Genomic DNA, 16,169 nt, shown 5'->3' on the forward strand with positions numbered 1-16,169 from the left:
CGTCTGTTATTCCTCAGTGTACCAGGTCGGAGGCTATCCCAGCTGCAGCACCGGGTGCAAGTCCTCCATGCGCACCGTGCGCTTGCGGTACGCCACGAGGCACGTGAGCGCGAAGCACACCGCGCCGATGGCGAACAGCACGAGGCAGTCGAAGCCCACGATGCCGTAATCCAGGCCCGTCATGATCTGGCGCATGCCCTGCACCACGTACGTCATGGGCATGTACGGGTTGATGGCCTGGAAGAAGTCCGGCGTCGTCTGGATGGGGAACGTGCCGGCGCAGGCCGTCAGCTGCAGCATGAGCAGGATGATGGCCACGAACTTGCCGGGGAATCCGAACGCCGCCATGAGCACCTGCATGATGGCTGCGAACACGAGCGCCGTGAGGTAGCCCATCGCGTAGAACGCGGGCACGTTGTCGATTTGCAGCTGCAAGCCGAACTGGAGCACCACCATGAGCAGCGTCGCCTGGATGAGCGAGAAGAACGCCACCGGCAGGTAGTTCGCGAACGCCACCGTCACGGGATTCGCGCCCGACATGATGAGGCGGCTGTTGAGCGGCTTGAACACGAAGCCCGCCACGAGGCCGCCCACCCACAGGCCCAGCGCCATGAAGTACGGGGCGAAGCCGGTGCCGTAGTTCTTCACCGTGGTGTAGTACTCGTTCACGAGCTCGACGGGGTCGCTCATCACTTCGGACTTGCCGTCGATGTTCGAGGTCTGGTCGGCGGCCGTCTTCGCGCCGTCGGCGAGCGCTCCGGCCAGCTCGCCGGAGCCGTCCACCGCGTCGGCGAGGCCCGTGGTGAGCGTGCCGCTGCCCTCCTGGAGCTGCGTGGCGCCGTCGGCGATCTGCGCGGAGCCGTCCTTGGCGCTCTGCGCGCCGGCGCTCAGCTGGCCCGCGCCGCTCTTGGCCGACTGGGCGCCGTCGACGAGCTGGGACGCGCCGGCGTCGAGCTGGCCCGCCCCCGACACCGCCGAAGCCGCGCCGTCGTTCACCTGGGAGGCGCCGGACGCCACCTGCGAGGAGCCCGCCACGAGCGAGGACATGTTGGCGTTCACCTCGTTCGCGCCGGCGTCGAGCTGCAGCACGGCAGCACGAAGCGCAGGCGATTGCCGAACAAGCGGAAGCAGCTGCGAGGACAAGCTTTCGTAGCCGGCTGAAAGGCTGTTGAGACCGCCGTAGAGCGTGGTGGCCGAAGCGTCGCCCGAAGCGCCGATGCCGTCGGCAAGGAGGTTCGCGCCGCCGTAGAGCGTGGTGGCCGACGTATCGCTTGAGGAACCGATACCCGCCTGCAGCTGCTGCGCACCGGAAACCAGGCTCCCGGTGCCCGTCTCGAGTTGCGCCGCACCGGCCGACAGGCTTCCCGCAGCTTCCTGGGCGGCGCCGATGAGTCCCCTGGCCGTCGCCGTGTCGCCGCCCTCGAGAGCCGCTTGCGCGCTGTTCAGCAAGCCGTACAGCGTTTGATCGGCTACCGTCTGCCCCGACGTGCCGATCCCGGCTTTCAGGGAGGTCGCGCCCGCCTGGGCGTCACGCGCTCCCGTCTCAAGGGCGCCCGCACCGCCGGAAACCGTATCCAATCCGCTCTTGAGCTGGCTCACGCCGCCGGCAAGCTCGCCAGCTGCACCCTGCAGGTGCGCGATGCCGCCGGAGATCTGGTTCGATCCCGCTTCGGCTTCGTCCGCCTGCGCTTCGTCGGGCAGCGCGCTCGTTGCTTCCGCCAGCTGGCTGGCTCCGGCGGCCACCTTGCTGGTGCCGTCGGACTGCAGCTTCGACGCCCCGCTCGACACGCTGCTGGCACCGCCCGCCACTTGGCTCGCGCCGTCGTGCAGCTGGTTCGCGCCCGCCACCAGCGATTGCGTGCCGGCTTTCAGCGTGGAGGTGCCGCCGCTCAGCGTGCCCAGGCCGGCATCGAGGGACGACGCGCCGGCGACGAGGCTGCCCAGGCCGGTGTCGAGCGTGAGCGCACCGTCCTTGAGCGTGCCGAGGTTCGACGTGATGGCGGCGCTCCCGTCCTTCGCCGTCACGAGGCCGTCCTCCAAATCGCCCGCGCCGTCGGCGGCCGTCTGGATGTCCTTGCCCGAGTCGGCCACGCGGCCGAGCACCGTCGTCCAGTACTCGGTGGCCACCGTGTCGCTCACGCGCGTGCGCACCTCCTTCCACACCGTCTCGCCGATCTGGGACGCCAGCATGTTCTCGCTCTGGTTGTAGTCGATCTTCAGCTGCGCCTTCTCGGGGCTGTCGCCGTCGACCGACGCCACGCTCGCCGAGAAGTCGGAGGGGATCGTGCACGTCATGAAGTAGGTGCCGTCCTCGAGGCCCTTCTGCGCCTCGTCGGCCGACACGAAGTGCCATTGCAGGCCGTCGTCGGTGTCCTTGAGCTCCTGCACCACGTCGTCGCCGAGGTTGCGCTGCTCGGCGGAGATGATCGCGCCCGCGTCCTCGTTCACCACGGCGACGGGCACCGTGTTCAGGCGCGCGTACGGATCCTGGAACGCCGCCAGGTACAGCGCGCCGTACAGCAGCGGCATGATGGCGATGGCCGCGATGACCACCCACATCACCTTCGAGGCCGTGATGTTCTTCCACTCGAGGCCCGCGAACCGCAATCCTTTGAAGCTCATACGCTACTCACCGTCCTTCGACAGGTACACCGTCGCGTCGGCCATGGCGGCCAGATCGCGCTCCACCACGCCCACGACGATGGCGACGTTGCGCGTGCGCGCGGCATCGAGCAGCAGCTCGACGAGGGCCTCCGACTGCGACATCGTCAGCTGGCTCTCCACGTCGTCCACCACCACGGCGTCGGGCTCGCCCACGAACGCGAGCGCGATGCCCAGCTGCGTGAGCTTCTGCGACGTGAGGTCCTTCACGCGCACGTTCGCCACGTCGGCGAGCTGCCACTGCTGCAAATAGCCCGTCACCGCCTCGCGGCGCGGCTTGCGGCCGTACAGCTCGAACTCGGCGCCCAGCGCGTACGCCGTCGTCAGGCTGTCCTGCAGGTCGTTCAACCCGCTGAACAGGCCCAAGCCCACGCGACGCTCCGCCTTCGCCCGCTGGCGCGGCAGCTCGAGCCCGCCTGCGGTCAGCGTGCCCTCCGTCTGCTTCATGCGCCCGGCCAGCGTGAGCAAGAGCGCCGTCTTGCCGCTTCCGTTGCGTCCGCGCACGGCCACCAGCTCGCCGCGATGCACGTCGACGTCCACGTTGCGATACGCGAACCCCGCGTACGTCTTCAACCCCAACCCGCGCGCGCTGAGGTACGGCGCGCCCGCGAACGTGGCGCCCTCGCGCACGAACGTGCCCGATTCCGGGCGCGCCAGCGTCTCCTGCATGTCCATCACGTCCTTCGTGTCGTTCGTCAGCCCTCATTTTTGACTGACTAGTCAGTTTTTCAGACGGAAGTATAGCACCCTGGCGAAAAGGCGCAAGCGTTTCGCGCGAACTCGCTGAAACCGCATCTTCTCCATCGCATCGAGCCGAAAATGCTCCTCGCGGTCACGAAAATCACCGCTGTGAAGCGATTCCGGGGCATCGAAGCGTGCACGACCGCCCGCCAGTCGCCATTGCCCTGAAACCTGAACGCGTTTCCCCAGGTCACAAAATATCAAGGGTACGCGGATCTCTCGCCGAGCTTCACCGCGGTGATTTTTGTGACTCGCAGGTCGGATTTCGCGAACAAACCCGGCGACCACGGAAGCGCGATCGCGCGAACAAGTGTTTCACGTGAAACATTCTCGCATCGACGGGGCCCGCCTTCCCTCCTCTTCGGGAGTTCCGTTGCGTTGGCGTCACGCGACCGTGATCTCGGGTATACTTCCAGCGAACGAACCGCGCGCAATCGCGCGCGAACCTGCGCAGAAAAGGAACCGCCATGAAAGCGAAGATGATCCACCGCTGCATCCACGTCCTCGACCTGGACGCGTCGCTCGCGTTCTACGAACGCGCGCTGGGACTCGTCGTGCAGCGGCGCATGGGACCCGAGGACGGATCGTGGGAAAACGTGTTCGTCGGCAACGACGAGACCGACTTCCAGGTAGAGCTCACGTGGAACCGCGGGCGCACCGAGCCCTACGACAACGGCGGGCGCGACACGCACCTGGCCTTCGAGGTGGACGACCTCGACGCCGCGCGCGCCCTGCACGAGGAGATGGGCTGCGTGTGCTTCGTGAACGAGCGCATGGGACTCTACTTCATCGAGGACCCCGACGGCTGCTGGCTGGAGATCCTCCCGGCGATGCGCGCGGAGTAGCCTCCCGTGACCGAGTTCGCATCCATCGACGAGCTGGTGGCCGACGACCGCAGCGTGCACATCGAATGCAGCCGCGAGACGTCGGCCGCCCTGCTGGCAGCCGTGCGCGCACGCTACCGCACGCAGCGCTGCGCGTTCGTCCTGGAGACCGACCGCGGCTTCGAGCGCGATTCCGTGGCCTCGCACCTGCGCTTCTACGGCAACATCGCGCGCAGCTCGGTGCATTACGAGGACGCCATCTCGCACTTCAACCTGCGCGGCGTCGCGAAGCGCAAGATCGGCGGCCTCCCTCCCTCGACGATGGCGCTCGTGAACCTGGCGCGCGCGAGCCTCTTCGAGCCGGAGGCGTGCTTCCTCGAACGCCCGCTGTCCGACCTCGACGCCGAGGGGCGCGCCGTCGCGCTCACCTGGATCGCCGAGCGCATGGAGCAGGGCTGCCGCTTCGTCACCACGGTCGAGCCGCTGCGCGAGGCGCTGCTCATGCCCGGCGTGGCCTGCTGGCACGAAGAGGGCCGCTTCATCGCGGTGGACCAGGACGACGACGGTGACGGCGACGAGGACGGGGGCGCCGCGTACGAGGGCGACGAGGTGCACGTGCTCAAGATCCCCGCGCACACCGAGACGGCCACGCTGCTGTTCGATCCGCGCGACATCGACTTCGCCGAAAGCATGAACAAGGCCACGTACCTCTCGGTGCGCGGCGAGCGCTACCAGACGCCGCGCACGATGGACGAGCTGGAGCACGAGCTGTCGCGCGCCGGGTTCTTCCGCTGCCATCGGTCGTTCCTCGTGAACGTGCAGAAGGTGGCGAAGGTGGAGCGCTACACGCGCAACAGCTTCAACCTCACGCTGGGCGACGCCGCGCACACGTCCATCCCGCTGGCGAAGGGGCGTGCCGAGGAGATGCGGGAGCGCTACCGATGGTGAACGAGAAGCAGGCCGCCGCCCGCCCGGGCATCCTGCGCGTGCTCGTGCGGAAATACTTCATGAACGTGGTGAAAAGCCCCGGGTTGCTCGCGTGCTGCCTGTTCCCCGCGTTTTTCCTGCTCATCTGCCGCTTCGTCATCGTCGGCCCGCTCGAGCAAGACGACGCGCGCCTGTTCCTGCTCGTCTTCAGCATGCTGTTCACCACCGGCATGGTGCCCGGCACGACGATCGTCTACCCCATGGCCGAGGCGCGCGAGAAGCACGCGCTGCGCATGCTCACGCTGGCCGGCGTCGGCCGCGCCCCGATGATCGCCGCGCACGGCATCGTCGGCACGCTGTACACCGCGCTCGTGGGAGCGGCCTGCTTCCTGGTGTCGGGCGCCTCGTTCGATTGCATGCTCCCCTTCATGCTGATCACCGTGCTGGCCGGCATCCCGCTGATCGCACTGTCGCTGGCGCTGGGCCTCGCCTCGCGCAACCAGATGGCGGCCAGCTTCTCCAGCCTGCCCATCATCCTCATCGGCATCGCGCCCATGCTCTTCATGTACGCCGAAGCCACGTTCCAGGCGCTGCCCCTCCTGCCCACCGGCGGCGGGTTCGCCCTCGTCTACGCGCTGGCGGAAGGCACGCTGTTCACCTCCGCGTCCATCGCGCCCGCGCTCGCGCAGCTCGCGTGGATCGTCGTGAGCCTCGTCGCGTTCGTCGTCGTCGCGCCGCGCATCCCCCGCGACGAGTAGCGCGGACGCGCCCCTCCCCAACCCGGCCGCCGCGCCCGCGCCCCTGCCCGAGCCGCGCGCTCCTGTCGTCGCCTCCCCTGCTCCTCTCGTCGCGCGGCGCGCTCCCGACGTCGCGTTTCCCTTGATCGGAGGCGTGCGCCGAGGGAAACTGCTCCCCGTCGAAAACGAAAGGAGCAACCACATGAACCCCCTGCTGTCCATGGACGACGTGTCCCTCAGCTTCAAGGCGAAGCGCGTGCTGAGCCACCTCTCCTTCGAGGTGGAGCGCGGCGAGTGCTTCGGCTTCCTGGGGCCCTCGGGCGCCGGCAAGACCACCACCATCAAGCTGCTCACGCGCCAGCTCGTCAAGGATTCCGGCCGCATCATGCTGTTCGGGCGCGCCATCGAGCACGCCACGAACAACGACTACGAGCGCATCGGCATCCTCTCGGACACGAGCGCCCTCTACGAGCGCATGACCATCGAGGAGAACCTGCGCTTCTACGCGAAGGTGCGCGGCGTGACGGGTAACAACATCCCCGCGCTGCTCGAGCGCATGAACCTGGCCGCGGACAAGAAGACGCTCATCAAGAACCGCTCGAAGGGCATGCGCCAGCGCGCGGCGCTGCTGGCGGCGATCGTGCACGGGCCCGAGCTGCTGTTCCTCGACGAGCCCACGAGCGGCCTCGACCCCGCCGCGCGCGCCGAGGTGCACACTATGCTGCACGAGCTGAACGACCACGGCACCACCGTGTTCCTCACCACGCACGACATGGCCGAAGCCGAGGGCCTCTGCCACCGCGTGGGCATCCTCAACGAGGGCGCGCTCGTCGCCTGCGACACGCCCGACGCGCTGCGCCTGCGGTTCGCGAAGAACGAGGTGCTCGTCCGCGTGGCCGACGGCCGCGTCGTGCGCACCACGAAGGACGCCGCCGGCGCCGCGCTGGTCGCCGAGGCGCTGCAGACGGGCGAATGCCTGTCCATCCACTCGGTGGAGCCCGATCTGGAAGAAGTGTTTCTCGAGCTCACGGGAAGGGAGTTCTAAATGGAAGCCGTCATGCGCAAAACCGCCACGCTGTTCGAGAAGGACCTCAAGGACGTGGTGAAGAACCCCACCATGCTCGTGTGCTGCCTGCTGCCCCTCGGGTTCATCGCCTTCTTCAGCAAGGTCATGGGCGGCAACGTCGAGGGCGCCGAGGCGCAGCACGCCTTCGACGCCACGATGCTGTCGTACGCCCTGCTGTTCACGTGCACCATGGTGTCGTCGATGGCCACGATCACCGCCATCGCGGAGGAGAAGGAGAAGCACACACTGCGCACGCTCATGCTGGCGAACGTGGGTCCCGAGCAGATCCTGCTGTCGCGCGGGCTCGTGGCGCTCATCGCCATCGCGGTGGTGGACGCGGCCTGCTACCTCGTGCTCGGCCAGCCCCTCGCCGGGCTGCCCGCCTTCCTCGCCATCGGCGTGGTGGGGTCGATTCCCTTCGTGCTGATCTCGCTGTTGCTGGGGTTGGCCGCCCGCGACCAGATGTCGGCCGGCCTGTTGAGCGTACCCATCCTGCTGGTGGGCATCGCTCCCATGTACTCCCAGTTCATCGACGGGTTCTCGAACATCGCCCCCTACCTGCCCACCGGCGGCATGGACAAGCTGGGCACCCTGCTGGCCGACGGCGCGCTGTTCACCCCCGAGGCCGTGCTGCCCGCCGTGGGCATGCTCGTCTGGATCGTCGTGGCCGCCGTCGCCTTCGCGATCATCTACAAGCGCCTCTCCCGCGACAACTAGGAGGAGGACGCGCGCAGGTGGGCGCAGCGAGCAGCCGCGGGGCGCAGGAGCGCCCTGCGGCTGCTCGACGTTCCGCCGGTCGGCAGGTCGGCGGAACCTACATGATCTTCGTCTCCTCCAGCTTCTCGATGACGAAGGTGTTCAGCTTGATGACGGGCTTGCGCAGCACGAGGCCCAGCAGCAGCGCCGGGATCAGGAACAGCAGCAGGGTGCCGAGCTCCACCCAATACTCCATGCCGTAAATGCCGCCGATGCACGCGTGCATGGCCGCGATGCCGTGCGTGAAGGGCAGGTACGGGTAGACGGCCTGGAAGAAACTGCTGGTCATCTCGATGGGGAACGTGCCGCCCGAGCCGGCCACCTGCATGACGAGCAACACCACGGCCACCGCCTTGCCGATGTCGCCGAACGACACCACGAGCGTGTACACGAAGAAGCTGAACACGAGCCCCGCCGCCCATCCGGCCAGCATGAACAGGAACGGATGCGGGCATTGGATGCCGAGGAACAGCAGGTCGCCCGCGCACACGAACGTGCTTTGCAGAAACGCCAGCAGCGCGAAGATGCCGAAGCGTCCGAGGTACAGCTCCCAGCGGCGCGGCGCGCGCGACAGCGACGCGATGCGCTGCTCGGACACCTCCACCTTCATGAGCGCCACGAGGATGATCGAGCCCACCCACATCGACAGGATGGTGTAGAACGCCGCCATGGACGAGCCGTAGTTCGCGATGCCGTACACGCTGTGGCGGTCGATGCTCACCGGCGAGGACAGGAACGACGCCATGCTCTGGGGGTTCGAGCCGATGATGCCCTTCACCTGCTCGAGGTCGCCCGACGACAGCGCGCCCTCCAGCTGGGTCAGCGCGTCCTGGAGCTTCGCGCTCGCCCGCGTCAGCACGCCCGTCGCCTCGTCGAGCGCTCCCTGCGCGCCCGTCAGGTCGCTCGACAGCGAGCCGGACGTCGAGGCCAGCGACGACAGCACGTAGTCCACGTCGTTCGACACGCGTACGGACGAATCGCTCACCGACGCGAGGGTCGAGCGCAGCGTCTCGGCCCGATACGCCAGATCGCCCTCGTAGCCGGTGCGCACGCCGCCCAGGCTCGCGCGCGCGTCGTCCAGCAGGCCCTCCACGGCCTTGCGCTGCTCGGCGGCGGTCTTCGCCGTGCCGTCTACGTCGCCGGCCACGTCGCCGATGCCGTCCGCAAGCGCGGTGAGCAGCGCGATCGTGCGGTCGAACTGGTCGAGCACGGGGTTGTCGGGATCGATCTTCGCCACGGCGTCGCGCGCGGTGGCGAACGCGTCGGCCATGCTCCTCACGTCGTCCGCGGCCAGCCCCATGTCGTCCTCCACGTCCGACACCTGGCTCTCGGCCGCGTCGAGGCCCTGGTCGATGCGTTTCGCGATGGCGTCGAAGCCGGCCTCGCTCTGCGCGAGCGCCGCGTCGACGAGCGACGTCGCGCCCGACAGCGAGTCGCCCACGCCCGCAAGGCCCGCCTGCGCCTCGCCGAGCGCGTCGCGCGCCGCCGACGACGAGCTCCCCGCGTCGCCCATGATGCCACCCGTGGTCTGCACGAGCGACGACGTGGACGAGATCAGCGCGGAGAACGCCGTGGTCTGCGAGGCGGCGCTGTCGAGGTCGGCCATCGCGAACTCGAGGTTGCGCTTGAGCGTCGAGGCGTAGGAATTCATCGAGTCGCCGTCCATGAAGTCGATGAGCTGGGAGATGGTTTTGAGCCCCACCTCGTCCACCGTGCTGGTGAACGTCTCGTCGATGCTCGACTGCACGGCGCTCGCGCCCTTGTCGGTGACGCGCGGCGCGATGGCGTTCTCCTTCTGGTTCGAGTAGTACACGATGTCGGAATGCTTGATGTCGGTGGAGAACAGCGTCATCATGTCGGCGCTGAAGCTCTGCGGGATCACGATGGCGGCGTAGTACGCGCCCGAGCGCACGCCTTCCACCGCCTCGTCCTCGCTCATGAACTCCCAGTCGAACTGGTCGTTCGCGCGCAGCGCCGAGACCACGCTGTTCCCGATGTTCAGGTCGACGGGAACGAGGTCGCTCGAGTAGCCCTCGTCCTCGTTGGCCACGGCCACCTTGAGGCCGTCGGTGTTCTCGTAGGGGTCCCATCCGCCCAGGATGTTGAACCAGGCGTACAGCGCCGGCACCACGACGAGGCCCACGAGCACCACGAGGCCCACGACACTCTTCGTCGCGTTCTTGAGGTCGCCCTTGAAGATTTCCCACACGACCCTCATGCCTGCTCGCCCCCTTCGTCCTCGGCGGCATCCGCCTGCTTGCCTGGGCCGAACGTGAGATGCGAGCGCACCTTGTCGCGCAGGCCCTCCTCGTCCATCGAGGCGAGGTCCATCTGGTAGCCCAGGTTCTCGTGCACGTACTCGATGGCGATCAGGTAGCCGTCCACCGCCACGAGCACGGCGATCCACACCACGAGCATGAGCAGCTTGCCGTCGGCGTCCACCTGCACGGTGGACAGCAGCACGAGCATGAGCACCGACAGCGCCGCCAACGCCGCGAAGCCCGCGCGGATGAAGCGGCGGTAGTTCCTGCCGAAACGCTCGAAGCGTCTGACGAGCGTCTCGCGGTACGCGTCGGTGTCCAACAGCGCGCGGATCACCGTGCGCAGACGGTAGCGCTTGTGCTCGAGCTCGCCGCGCTCGCTGACCATCACGTCGGTCTCGGCCAGCTTGCGGTCGAACAGCAGGTTGATGTTCAGCAGGTACGGACGGGCCACGAGCCCGATGAGGAACGCGACGGGCAGGAACAGCGCGAGGTGCGCGAGGTCGATCCAGAACGCCTGGCCGTACATGCCGCCGATGGCCTCGCGCAGCGCCCCGATGCCGTAGGTGAACGGCAGGAACGGATGGATGACCTGGAAGAACCCGGACATCATCTCCACGGGGTACATGCCCGACGACCCGGGTATCTGCATGATGAGCAGCACGACGGCCAGCGCCTTGCCGATATGCTTGAACGCCACGGCCAGCGCGTAGATGATGTTGAGGTAGACGAACGAGGCGAACACGCCGGCCGCCACGAAGGCCACGGGCTCGACGCATTGCACGCCGAGCACGAGGTCGCCCACGCACACGATGACCGCCTGCACCGCGGCGAGCGCCACGAGCAGCAGCCAGCGGCCGAAGTAGCTCTGCGTCGGGCTCATGCGCCCCACGCCGGTGCGGTCCACCTCCAGCTTGAAGATGGCGATGAGGACGAAGCCGCCCACCCACAGCGCGAGGTTCGTGTAGAACGGGGCCACGCCGGCGCCGTACGTGTCCACGGGGAAGACGGTCTCGGTGCGCAGCGTCACGGGTGCGGCCATGAAGCTGGCGGCCGCGTCGGGATTGACGCCGAGCAGGGTGGACAGCTGGTCGAGGGAGGCCGAGTCGCTGAGGGCGGCCAGGTCGGTAGCCATCGTGCTCAGGTGGCCCTGCACCGAGCCGAGCGCCCAGCTGGACGACGAGAGCGCCTGCTCGGCCTGGCCGAGCGTCGCGTCGAGCTGCGCCACCGCGGCGTCGGCCTGCCGCACGAGCCCGTCGAGCGCGGCCACCGCGCCCGACAGCGTGCCGGTGGCCTGCGACAGGCCGTCGAGCCCGTACGACAGCTGCGGCAGCACGTCGGTGGACAGCGATTGCTGCGACTGGGTCAGGCCCTGCGCCTCGCCCTGCACGACGCCGGTCACCGCCTGCGAGGCGTCGACGGCCTTGCCGGCCGTCTCGGTGACGGTGGCGCTCGCCCGCTTGAGCGCCTCGATGGTTTCCTGCTGCTGGGCGTTCTGCTGCTCGAGTTGCTCGATGATGCCGGCCAGCTCAGGGTGGTCCCGCTCCAGGTCCTTGAGCGCCTCGAGCATGGTTTCGTTGTCCTTCGCCAGCTTCTCCGCGTCGGCCAGCAGGCCGTCCACGCGCTCCTGGAGCGCGGTCACGTCGCCCGCCGTCTGGCCGATGGCCGCGTTCGTCTGCACGGCGGCGCTGCTCACGAGCGAGCTCGCCCGCCCCACGGACGATGCCGCGGACGAGAAGTACCCGTTCGCCGCGTCGCGCGCCTCGGTGAGGAGGCCGCCGCCCTCGTCGAGCGCCGCCGACAGGGTGGGCAGCTGGTTGAGCAGGTCGGACAGCGTGGCGCGGGCGCGTGCCGCCGAGTCGCGCGACGCGGCCACGGTGCCGCCCATGCCGTCGAGCAGGCCGCGTGCGTCGCCGAGCGCCGACGCCGCCTCGCTCACGCCGCTCGTCAAGCTGCCCTCGGCGGCGGCCACCCCGTCCTCGGCCTCATGCCCCACCTGCTGCGCGCCGCTGACGACGGCCTTGCTCACCGTCTGGATGAACATCGAGTTGATCTGCTCCTCGATGGCTGCGGCGCCCGCATCGGTCACCTTCGGGGCCACCGAGTTCTTCTTCTCGTTCACGTAGTATTCGAGCTGCGGCTTCTCCGAACCGCCGTACGCCGCGCTTACCAGATCCTCGCTGAACGACTTCGGGATGACGATGGCGGCGTAGTACGCGCCCGACCGCACGCCCTCCATCGCCTCGTCCTGCGACACGAACTCCCACCCCAGCTGGGTGTTGTCGCGCAAGCCGTCCACCACCTCGGCGCCCACGTCGAGATCGCCCACCACGTCGTCGCGCGTGCCCGCGTCCTCGTTGCTGACGGCGACGCGGATGCCGGACGTGTTCGCGTACGGGTCCCAGTTCGCCTCGATGCTGTACCACGCGTACAGCGACGGGATGACGCACACGCCCAGCGTCACGATGATCGCCACGGGATTGCGCGCGAGCCGCTTCAGGTCGCGCAGCAGTATCTGAAAAACCGTCTTCATGCGGAGCTCTCGTCCTTGTCGGGCCGCTGAGACGGCCGATCCCCTTATCACCAGTACGTAAGGGAAAACGATAGCCCATCGAGGGTACGTGCGCAACGCGCGCGGACCGTGATTTTGCGATCGGTCGAGAGAATCAACCTCCGGTTGAACCATCGCGCGCTGGACGGGCGCGAGAAGCGCGTGCAAGGCGCATCCGATCCGCGTTGGAAACGGCGGCACGAAACGTGGAAACCGCGCTGGAGGCGCGTTGGAACCGCGTAAGATTCGACGGCAAAGCGCGCTGGACGCACGCCATCGAAACGTAAGACCAGCTCGTTATCATAGAGGTACGGCACAACGGCGATGCCGCCATCGGCGAACAGGGAACGGCCATGGCCCGGCATCGCCCGCCGCGCCGCCTTCGACGGGCGGAAGACCCCCAACTCGGCTCCGCCCGTCGAAGAAGGACCATCGCGCTTCGCACGCAAGCGAAACTATAAACAGTATTGACGTTTTGAGGGATCGGGGATAGGATGGTCAAACGAAGAGAGGTCGTGCGGATTCTCAAACGGAACGGCTTCGTCAACAAGGGAGGGGCAAAGCACGACACGTTCAAGCATCCCGACGGCAGAAGAGCAACCGTCCCGCGCCATCAGGAAATACTTGACGACACGTTCGAAGCCATACTGAAGCAATCGAAGCTCAAATAGCCCCGGGGAAAGGGATCGCCATGGTTCACGTATACGAATTCGAAGTGTACGAAAGCGAGCAGCGCCTTCTCGCATCTCCCTTCGATTTCGAAGGCGGCACAGAAGGTCACGACATGCGAGAGGTTGCCGAATACGCAGCCGACTGGCTCAAGCTGGAAATCGAATTCAGCGCCATGGAGGGTACACCTCTCCCCGAGCCCACGTTCGACAACGAGCCCCGACACGGAGGCAGAATCATGTGGGTCGCCATCGATGCCGGCCTGCATACCATTCCGCGCATGACGGCCGCCGAGGCAGCGCGGGCGCTGGGGGTGTCTCCGTCGCGCGTGAGCCACATGATCCGCGACGGGCTCCTCGAGGCGTTCAAGTACGGGCACAACACCTGGGTGACCCGTTACAGCGTGGAGGCTCGCTTGAGGGAGCGGCCCTCCGCCGGCCGCCCGAAGCGCAAGACCGTCGCCGAGGAAGAGCCCCCAGCCCTCGAAGCCTAGACGTGCGAGGGGGCCGCGCAAACGCGGCCCCCTTCACCATCTCTCGCCGTCCTCCGACGGTCGCGCCTGCGCTAGTTCCCCGCGGCGCGCGCCGCTTGGTAGGCTTCCACCAGCTTCTTCGTCACGTCGGCCGGCGCCTGCTCGTAGCCTTCCAGCTCGAGCGAGTACGACCCCGAGCCACGCGTGATGGCGCGCAGGTCCTTCGTGTACGTGACCACCTCGGCGTACGGCACGCGTACCATGATGACGGTCTCGCCCGCGTCGTTCGAGTCGGTGCCCACGATGCGGCCGCGACGCGTGGAGATGTCGCCCATCACCGCGCCGGCGTACTCCTCGCCCACCGTCACGTCGAGGTTCGCCATCGGCTCGAGCAGGATGGGCTCGGCCTTCTCGCATGCGGCGCGGAAGCCGATGCGCGCGGCCGTCTTGAACGCCATCTCGTTGGAATCGACGGCATGGTACGAGCCGTCGTACACGGCGCACTTGATGTCCTCCATGGGATAGCCCGCCAGGAAGCCCTCGCGCATGGCGTCCTGCACGCCCTTGTCGATGGCCGGCAGGTAGCCGCGCGGGATCTTGCCGCCCACGATCTCGTCGACGAACTCGTAACCCGCGCCCGGATTCGGCTCGATGCGCAGCCAGCAGTCGCCGAACTGGCCCGCGCCGCCCGTCTGCTTCTTGTGGCGGCCCTGCGCCTCGGCTATCTTGCGGATGGTCTCGCGATACGGGATGCGCACGGGAATGAGCTTCGCCTCGACGCCGGTTTGCTCCTTGAGCTTCGCGATGAGCGTCTCGATCTGTGCCTCGCCCATGGCCGTGATCACGGTCTGGTGCGTCTCCTCGCTGCGGCTGATGACGAGCGTGGGATCGTTCTCGGCGGCGCGCGCCAGGAACGTGCCCAGCTTGTCCTCGTCCTTCTTGTTGACGGCCTCGATGGCCACCGGGTACTGCGGAACGGGCAGCGGCAGCGGGTCGATGGCCACGTCGCCCGACTTCGACATCGTGTCGCCGGCGCGCGTGTCGGTGAGCTTCGGCACCACGATGATGTCGCCGGCCTTCGCGCTCTTCACATCGTTGGCCTCCTTGCCCATCATCACGTAGAGGTGGCCGAGTCGGTCCTTCTTGCCCGTGCGCGCGTTGATCAGCTCCATGCCCGGCTCCAGCACGCCCGAGATGACCTTAAGGAAGCTCAGGCGGCCGACGAACGGGTCGGACACCGTCTTGAAGATGAACGCTGCGGGCTCGCCCGTTTCGTCGACGACGGTCTCCTCGCCGTTGGCCAGGCGGAAGCGGCCGTGATGGCGCGGGTGCGGGAAGTAGGTGGCGATGTCTTCCATGACGCCTTGGATGCCCTGCTCGATGATCGTGGAGCCCACGAACACGGGGATGAACAGCTCCTGGGCGATGGCCTTGTCCAGCAGCTGCTCGAGCTCGTCCTGCGTGAGCTGCTCTTCGCCGTCGAGGTACTTCATCATGAGGTCGTCGTCGGCCTCGGCCACGAGGTCGCACAGCTTGTCGCGCGCGGCCTGGGCGGCGTCGGCGTACTCGGCCGGAATCTCCTCGATGCGCTCCTGCTCGCTGCCGGGATCGAAGTAGCGCGCCTTCATGCGGATGATGTCGATGACGCCCTTGAAGTCCTTGTCGACGCCGATGGGGATGGTCACGGAGCCCAGACGCGAGCCGAAGCGCGCGTGCAGCAGCGCCATGGCGGTGTCGAAATCGGCGTTCTCGCGGTCGATGTGGTTGATGAACACGGCGCGCGACAGGCGCATGTCCTCGGCCTCGCGCCACAGCTTGGTGGTCATGACCTGCGGGCCCGCCACGGCGTCGACCACGAACAGCGCCATCTCGGCCGCCTGCATGGTGGCCAGCGTGTCGCCGATGAAGTCGGGGTGGCCGGACGTGTCCAGCAGGTTGATCTTGTAGTCCTTGTACGGAACGGGGGCAATGGAGGTGCCGATGGTGAATTTGCGCCGGATCTCCTCATCGTCGTAGTCGAGGTAGGATTTCCCGTCGTGCGTCGTGCCCATGCGGGGCGTACGGCCGGAGACGTGCAGCATCGCTTCGGCGAGCGATGTCTTGCCGGCGCCGTCTTGGCCCACCAGCACAATGTTTCGCACGTGTTCGGTAGCAGGAGCTGCCATGTTGACCACCAACTTTCCTGTTGCGTGGTCCACGCCGTTGTCGTGTTGTCGTCAAGGCGCGAACCAACCGGGCCTTACCAGAAACGAACTTCAAACGCGTACCTGAAACCTTGACCCATAGTGTATCGCAAATGGCCGCTTTCGGCGTCCACAACGCCGGAATTCGACCTCGCTTCGACGCCGCTCCGACATCGCCTTCGACATCGCCTTCGACATCGCCTTCGACGCCGCCCCCGCCCACCTTTGAAGAACCCGCGAACAACACGTTACCGAACGGTGACGAACCCGTAGCCGGAGCCTCGCCCCACGGCGCGCGCCGCCCGAGGCCCGTATAATCGG

Annotated in this window: 12 protein-coding genes; 7 read left to right on the forward strand and 5 right to left on the reverse strand. The window is 67.5% G+C overall.

Annotated elements, in window-relative coordinates:
* Window positions 1–33 precede the first annotated feature (33 nt).
* Both H8S61_RS14935 and H8S61_RS14940 read right to left on the reverse strand, forming a co-directional pair.
* The gene (locus H8S61_RS14935) at window positions 34–2,622 is read right to left on the reverse strand and encodes a YhgE/Pip domain-containing protein (RefSeq protein ID WP_186939542.1); all 2,589 of its coding nucleotides are present in this window, start codon (window positions 2,620–2,622) and stop codon (window positions 34–36) included.
* Window positions 2,623–2,625: 3 nt separating this feature from the next.
* Entirely contained in the window at window positions 2,626–3,336 is a 711-nt protein-coding gene (locus H8S61_RS14940; protein WP_244977676.1) for an ATP-binding cassette domain-containing protein, read from the reverse strand.
* Between the two features lie 533 nt (window positions 3,337–3,869).
* Here H8S61_RS14940 and H8S61_RS14945 point away from each other — a divergent pair.
* The 5 genes from H8S61_RS14945 to H8S61_RS14965 all read left to right on the forward strand — a co-directional run bounded on the left by H8S61_RS14945 (window position 3,870) and on the right by H8S61_RS14965 (window position 7,673).
* Window positions 3,870–4,247 (forward strand): VOC family protein, encoded by a 378-nt coding sequence (locus tag H8S61_RS14945; RefSeq protein WP_154334348.1) that lies wholly within the window; start codon window positions 3,870–3,872, stop codon window positions 4,245–4,247.
* 6 nt (window positions 4,248–4,253) lie between these two features.
* A complete protein-coding gene (locus tag H8S61_RS14950) occupies window positions 4,254–5,174 on the forward strand; it encodes a LytTR family transcriptional regulator DNA-binding domain-containing protein (protein ID WP_186939543.1) in 921 nt (306 codons plus the stop codon).
* The gene (locus tag H8S61_RS14955; protein ID WP_160942918.1) at window positions 5,168–5,911 is read left to right on the forward strand and encodes an ABC transporter permease; all 744 of its coding nucleotides are present in this window, start codon (window positions 5,168–5,170) and stop codon (window positions 5,909–5,911) included. Before H8S61_RS14950 ends, H8S61_RS14955 begins: the two co-directional genes overlap by 7 nt.
* A gap of 181 nt (window positions 5,912–6,092) precedes the next feature.
* Window positions 6,093–6,935, forward strand: a complete 843-nt coding sequence (locus H8S61_RS14960; protein ID WP_186939544.1) for an ABC transporter ATP-binding protein — start codon at window positions 6,093–6,095, stop codon at window positions 6,933–6,935.
* On the forward strand, window positions 6,936–7,673 hold the full coding sequence (locus tag H8S61_RS14965; RefSeq protein WP_186939545.1) for an ABC transporter permease: 738 nt from the start codon (window positions 6,936–6,938) through the stop codon (window positions 7,671–7,673).
* 97 nt (window positions 7,674–7,770) lie between these two features.
* On the opposite strand, the gene H8S61_RS14970 is transcribed toward H8S61_RS14965, so the two are convergent.
* Together H8S61_RS14970 and H8S61_RS14975 are read right to left on the reverse strand one after the other, a co-directional pair.
* The gene (locus H8S61_RS14970) at window positions 7,771–9,930 is read right to left on the reverse strand and encodes a YhgE/Pip domain-containing protein (protein WP_186939546.1); all 2,160 of its coding nucleotides are present in this window, start codon (window positions 9,928–9,930) and stop codon (window positions 7,771–7,773) included.
* A complete protein-coding gene (locus H8S61_RS14975; protein ID WP_186939547.1) occupies window positions 9,927–12,506 on the reverse strand; it encodes a YhgE/Pip domain-containing protein in 2,580 nt (859 codons plus the stop codon). The genes H8S61_RS14970 and H8S61_RS14975 overlap by 4 nt, the downstream gene beginning before the upstream one ends.
* 512 nt (window positions 12,507–13,018) lie before the next feature.
* On the opposite strand from H8S61_RS14975, the gene H8S61_RS14980 reads away from it, so the two are divergent.
* Together H8S61_RS14980 and H8S61_RS14985 are read left to right on the forward strand one after the other, a co-directional pair.
* Complete coding sequence (locus tag H8S61_RS14980; RefSeq protein WP_186939548.1) at window positions 13,019–13,195, forward strand: type II toxin-antitoxin system HicA family toxin; 177 nt, start codon at window positions 13,019–13,021, stop codon at window positions 13,193–13,195.
* A gap of 20 nt (window positions 13,196–13,215) precedes the next feature.
* A complete protein-coding gene (locus tag H8S61_RS14985) occupies window positions 13,216–13,686 on the forward strand; it encodes a helix-turn-helix domain-containing protein (RefSeq protein ID WP_186939549.1) in 471 nt (156 codons plus the stop codon).
* A 71-nt stretch (window positions 13,687–13,757) separates the two neighbouring features.
* Here the strand turns inward: H8S61_RS14985 and H8S61_RS14990 are convergent, their stop codons facing one another.
* A complete protein-coding gene (locus H8S61_RS14990) occupies window positions 13,758–15,830 on the reverse strand; it encodes an elongation factor G (RefSeq protein ID WP_186939550.1) in 2,073 nt (690 codons plus the stop codon).
* Between the last annotated feature and the right edge of the window lie 339 nt (window positions 15,831–16,169).

This window comes from Eggerthella hominis, from assembly GCF_014287365.1.
Lineage (GTDB): Bacteria > Actinomycetota > Coriobacteriia > Coriobacteriales > Eggerthellaceae > Eggerthella > Eggerthella guodeyinii.

Excerpts from the sequence above, each read along its gene's own strand:
- H8S61_RS14935 (WP_186939542.1), bottom strand. The coding sequence starts at position 2,622 with ATGAGCTTCAAAGGATTGCGGTTCGCGGGCCTCGAGTGGAAGAACATC.
- H8S61_RS14940 (WP_244977676.1), bottom strand. The coding sequence starts at position 3,336 with ATGGACATGCAGGAGACGCTGGCGCGCCCGGAATCGGGCACGTTCGTG.
- H8S61_RS14945 (WP_154334348.1), top strand. The coding sequence starts at position 3,870 with ATGAAAGCGAAGATGATCCACCGCTGCATCCACGTCCTCGACCTGGAC.
- H8S61_RS14955 (WP_160942918.1), top strand. The coding sequence starts at position 5,168 with ATGGTGAACGAGAAGCAGGCCGCCGCCCGCCCGGGCATCCTGCGCGTG.
- H8S61_RS14960 (WP_186939544.1), top strand. The coding sequence starts at position 6,093 with ATGAACCCCCTGCTGTCCATGGACGACGTGTCCCTCAGCTTCAAGGCG.
- H8S61_RS14965 (WP_186939545.1), top strand. The coding sequence starts at position 6,936 with ATGGAAGCCGTCATGCGCAAAACCGCCACGCTGTTCGAGAAGGACCTC.
- H8S61_RS14970 (WP_186939546.1), bottom strand. The coding sequence starts at position 9,930 with ATGAGGGTCGTGTGGGAAATCTTCAAGGGCGACCTCAAGAACGCGACG.
- H8S61_RS14975 (WP_186939547.1), bottom strand. The coding sequence starts at position 12,506 with ATGAAGACGGTTTTTCAGATACTGCTGCGCGACCTGAAGCGGCTCGCG.
- H8S61_RS14980 (WP_186939548.1), top strand. The coding sequence starts at position 13,019 with ATGGTCAAACGAAGAGAGGTCGTGCGGATTCTCAAACGGAACGGCTTC.
- H8S61_RS14985 (WP_186939549.1), top strand. The coding sequence starts at position 13,216 with ATGGTTCACGTATACGAATTCGAAGTGTACGAAAGCGAGCAGCGCCTT.
- H8S61_RS14990 (WP_186939550.1), bottom strand. The coding sequence starts at position 15,830 with ATGGCAGCTCCTGCTACCGAACACGTGCGAAACATTGTGCTGGTGGGC.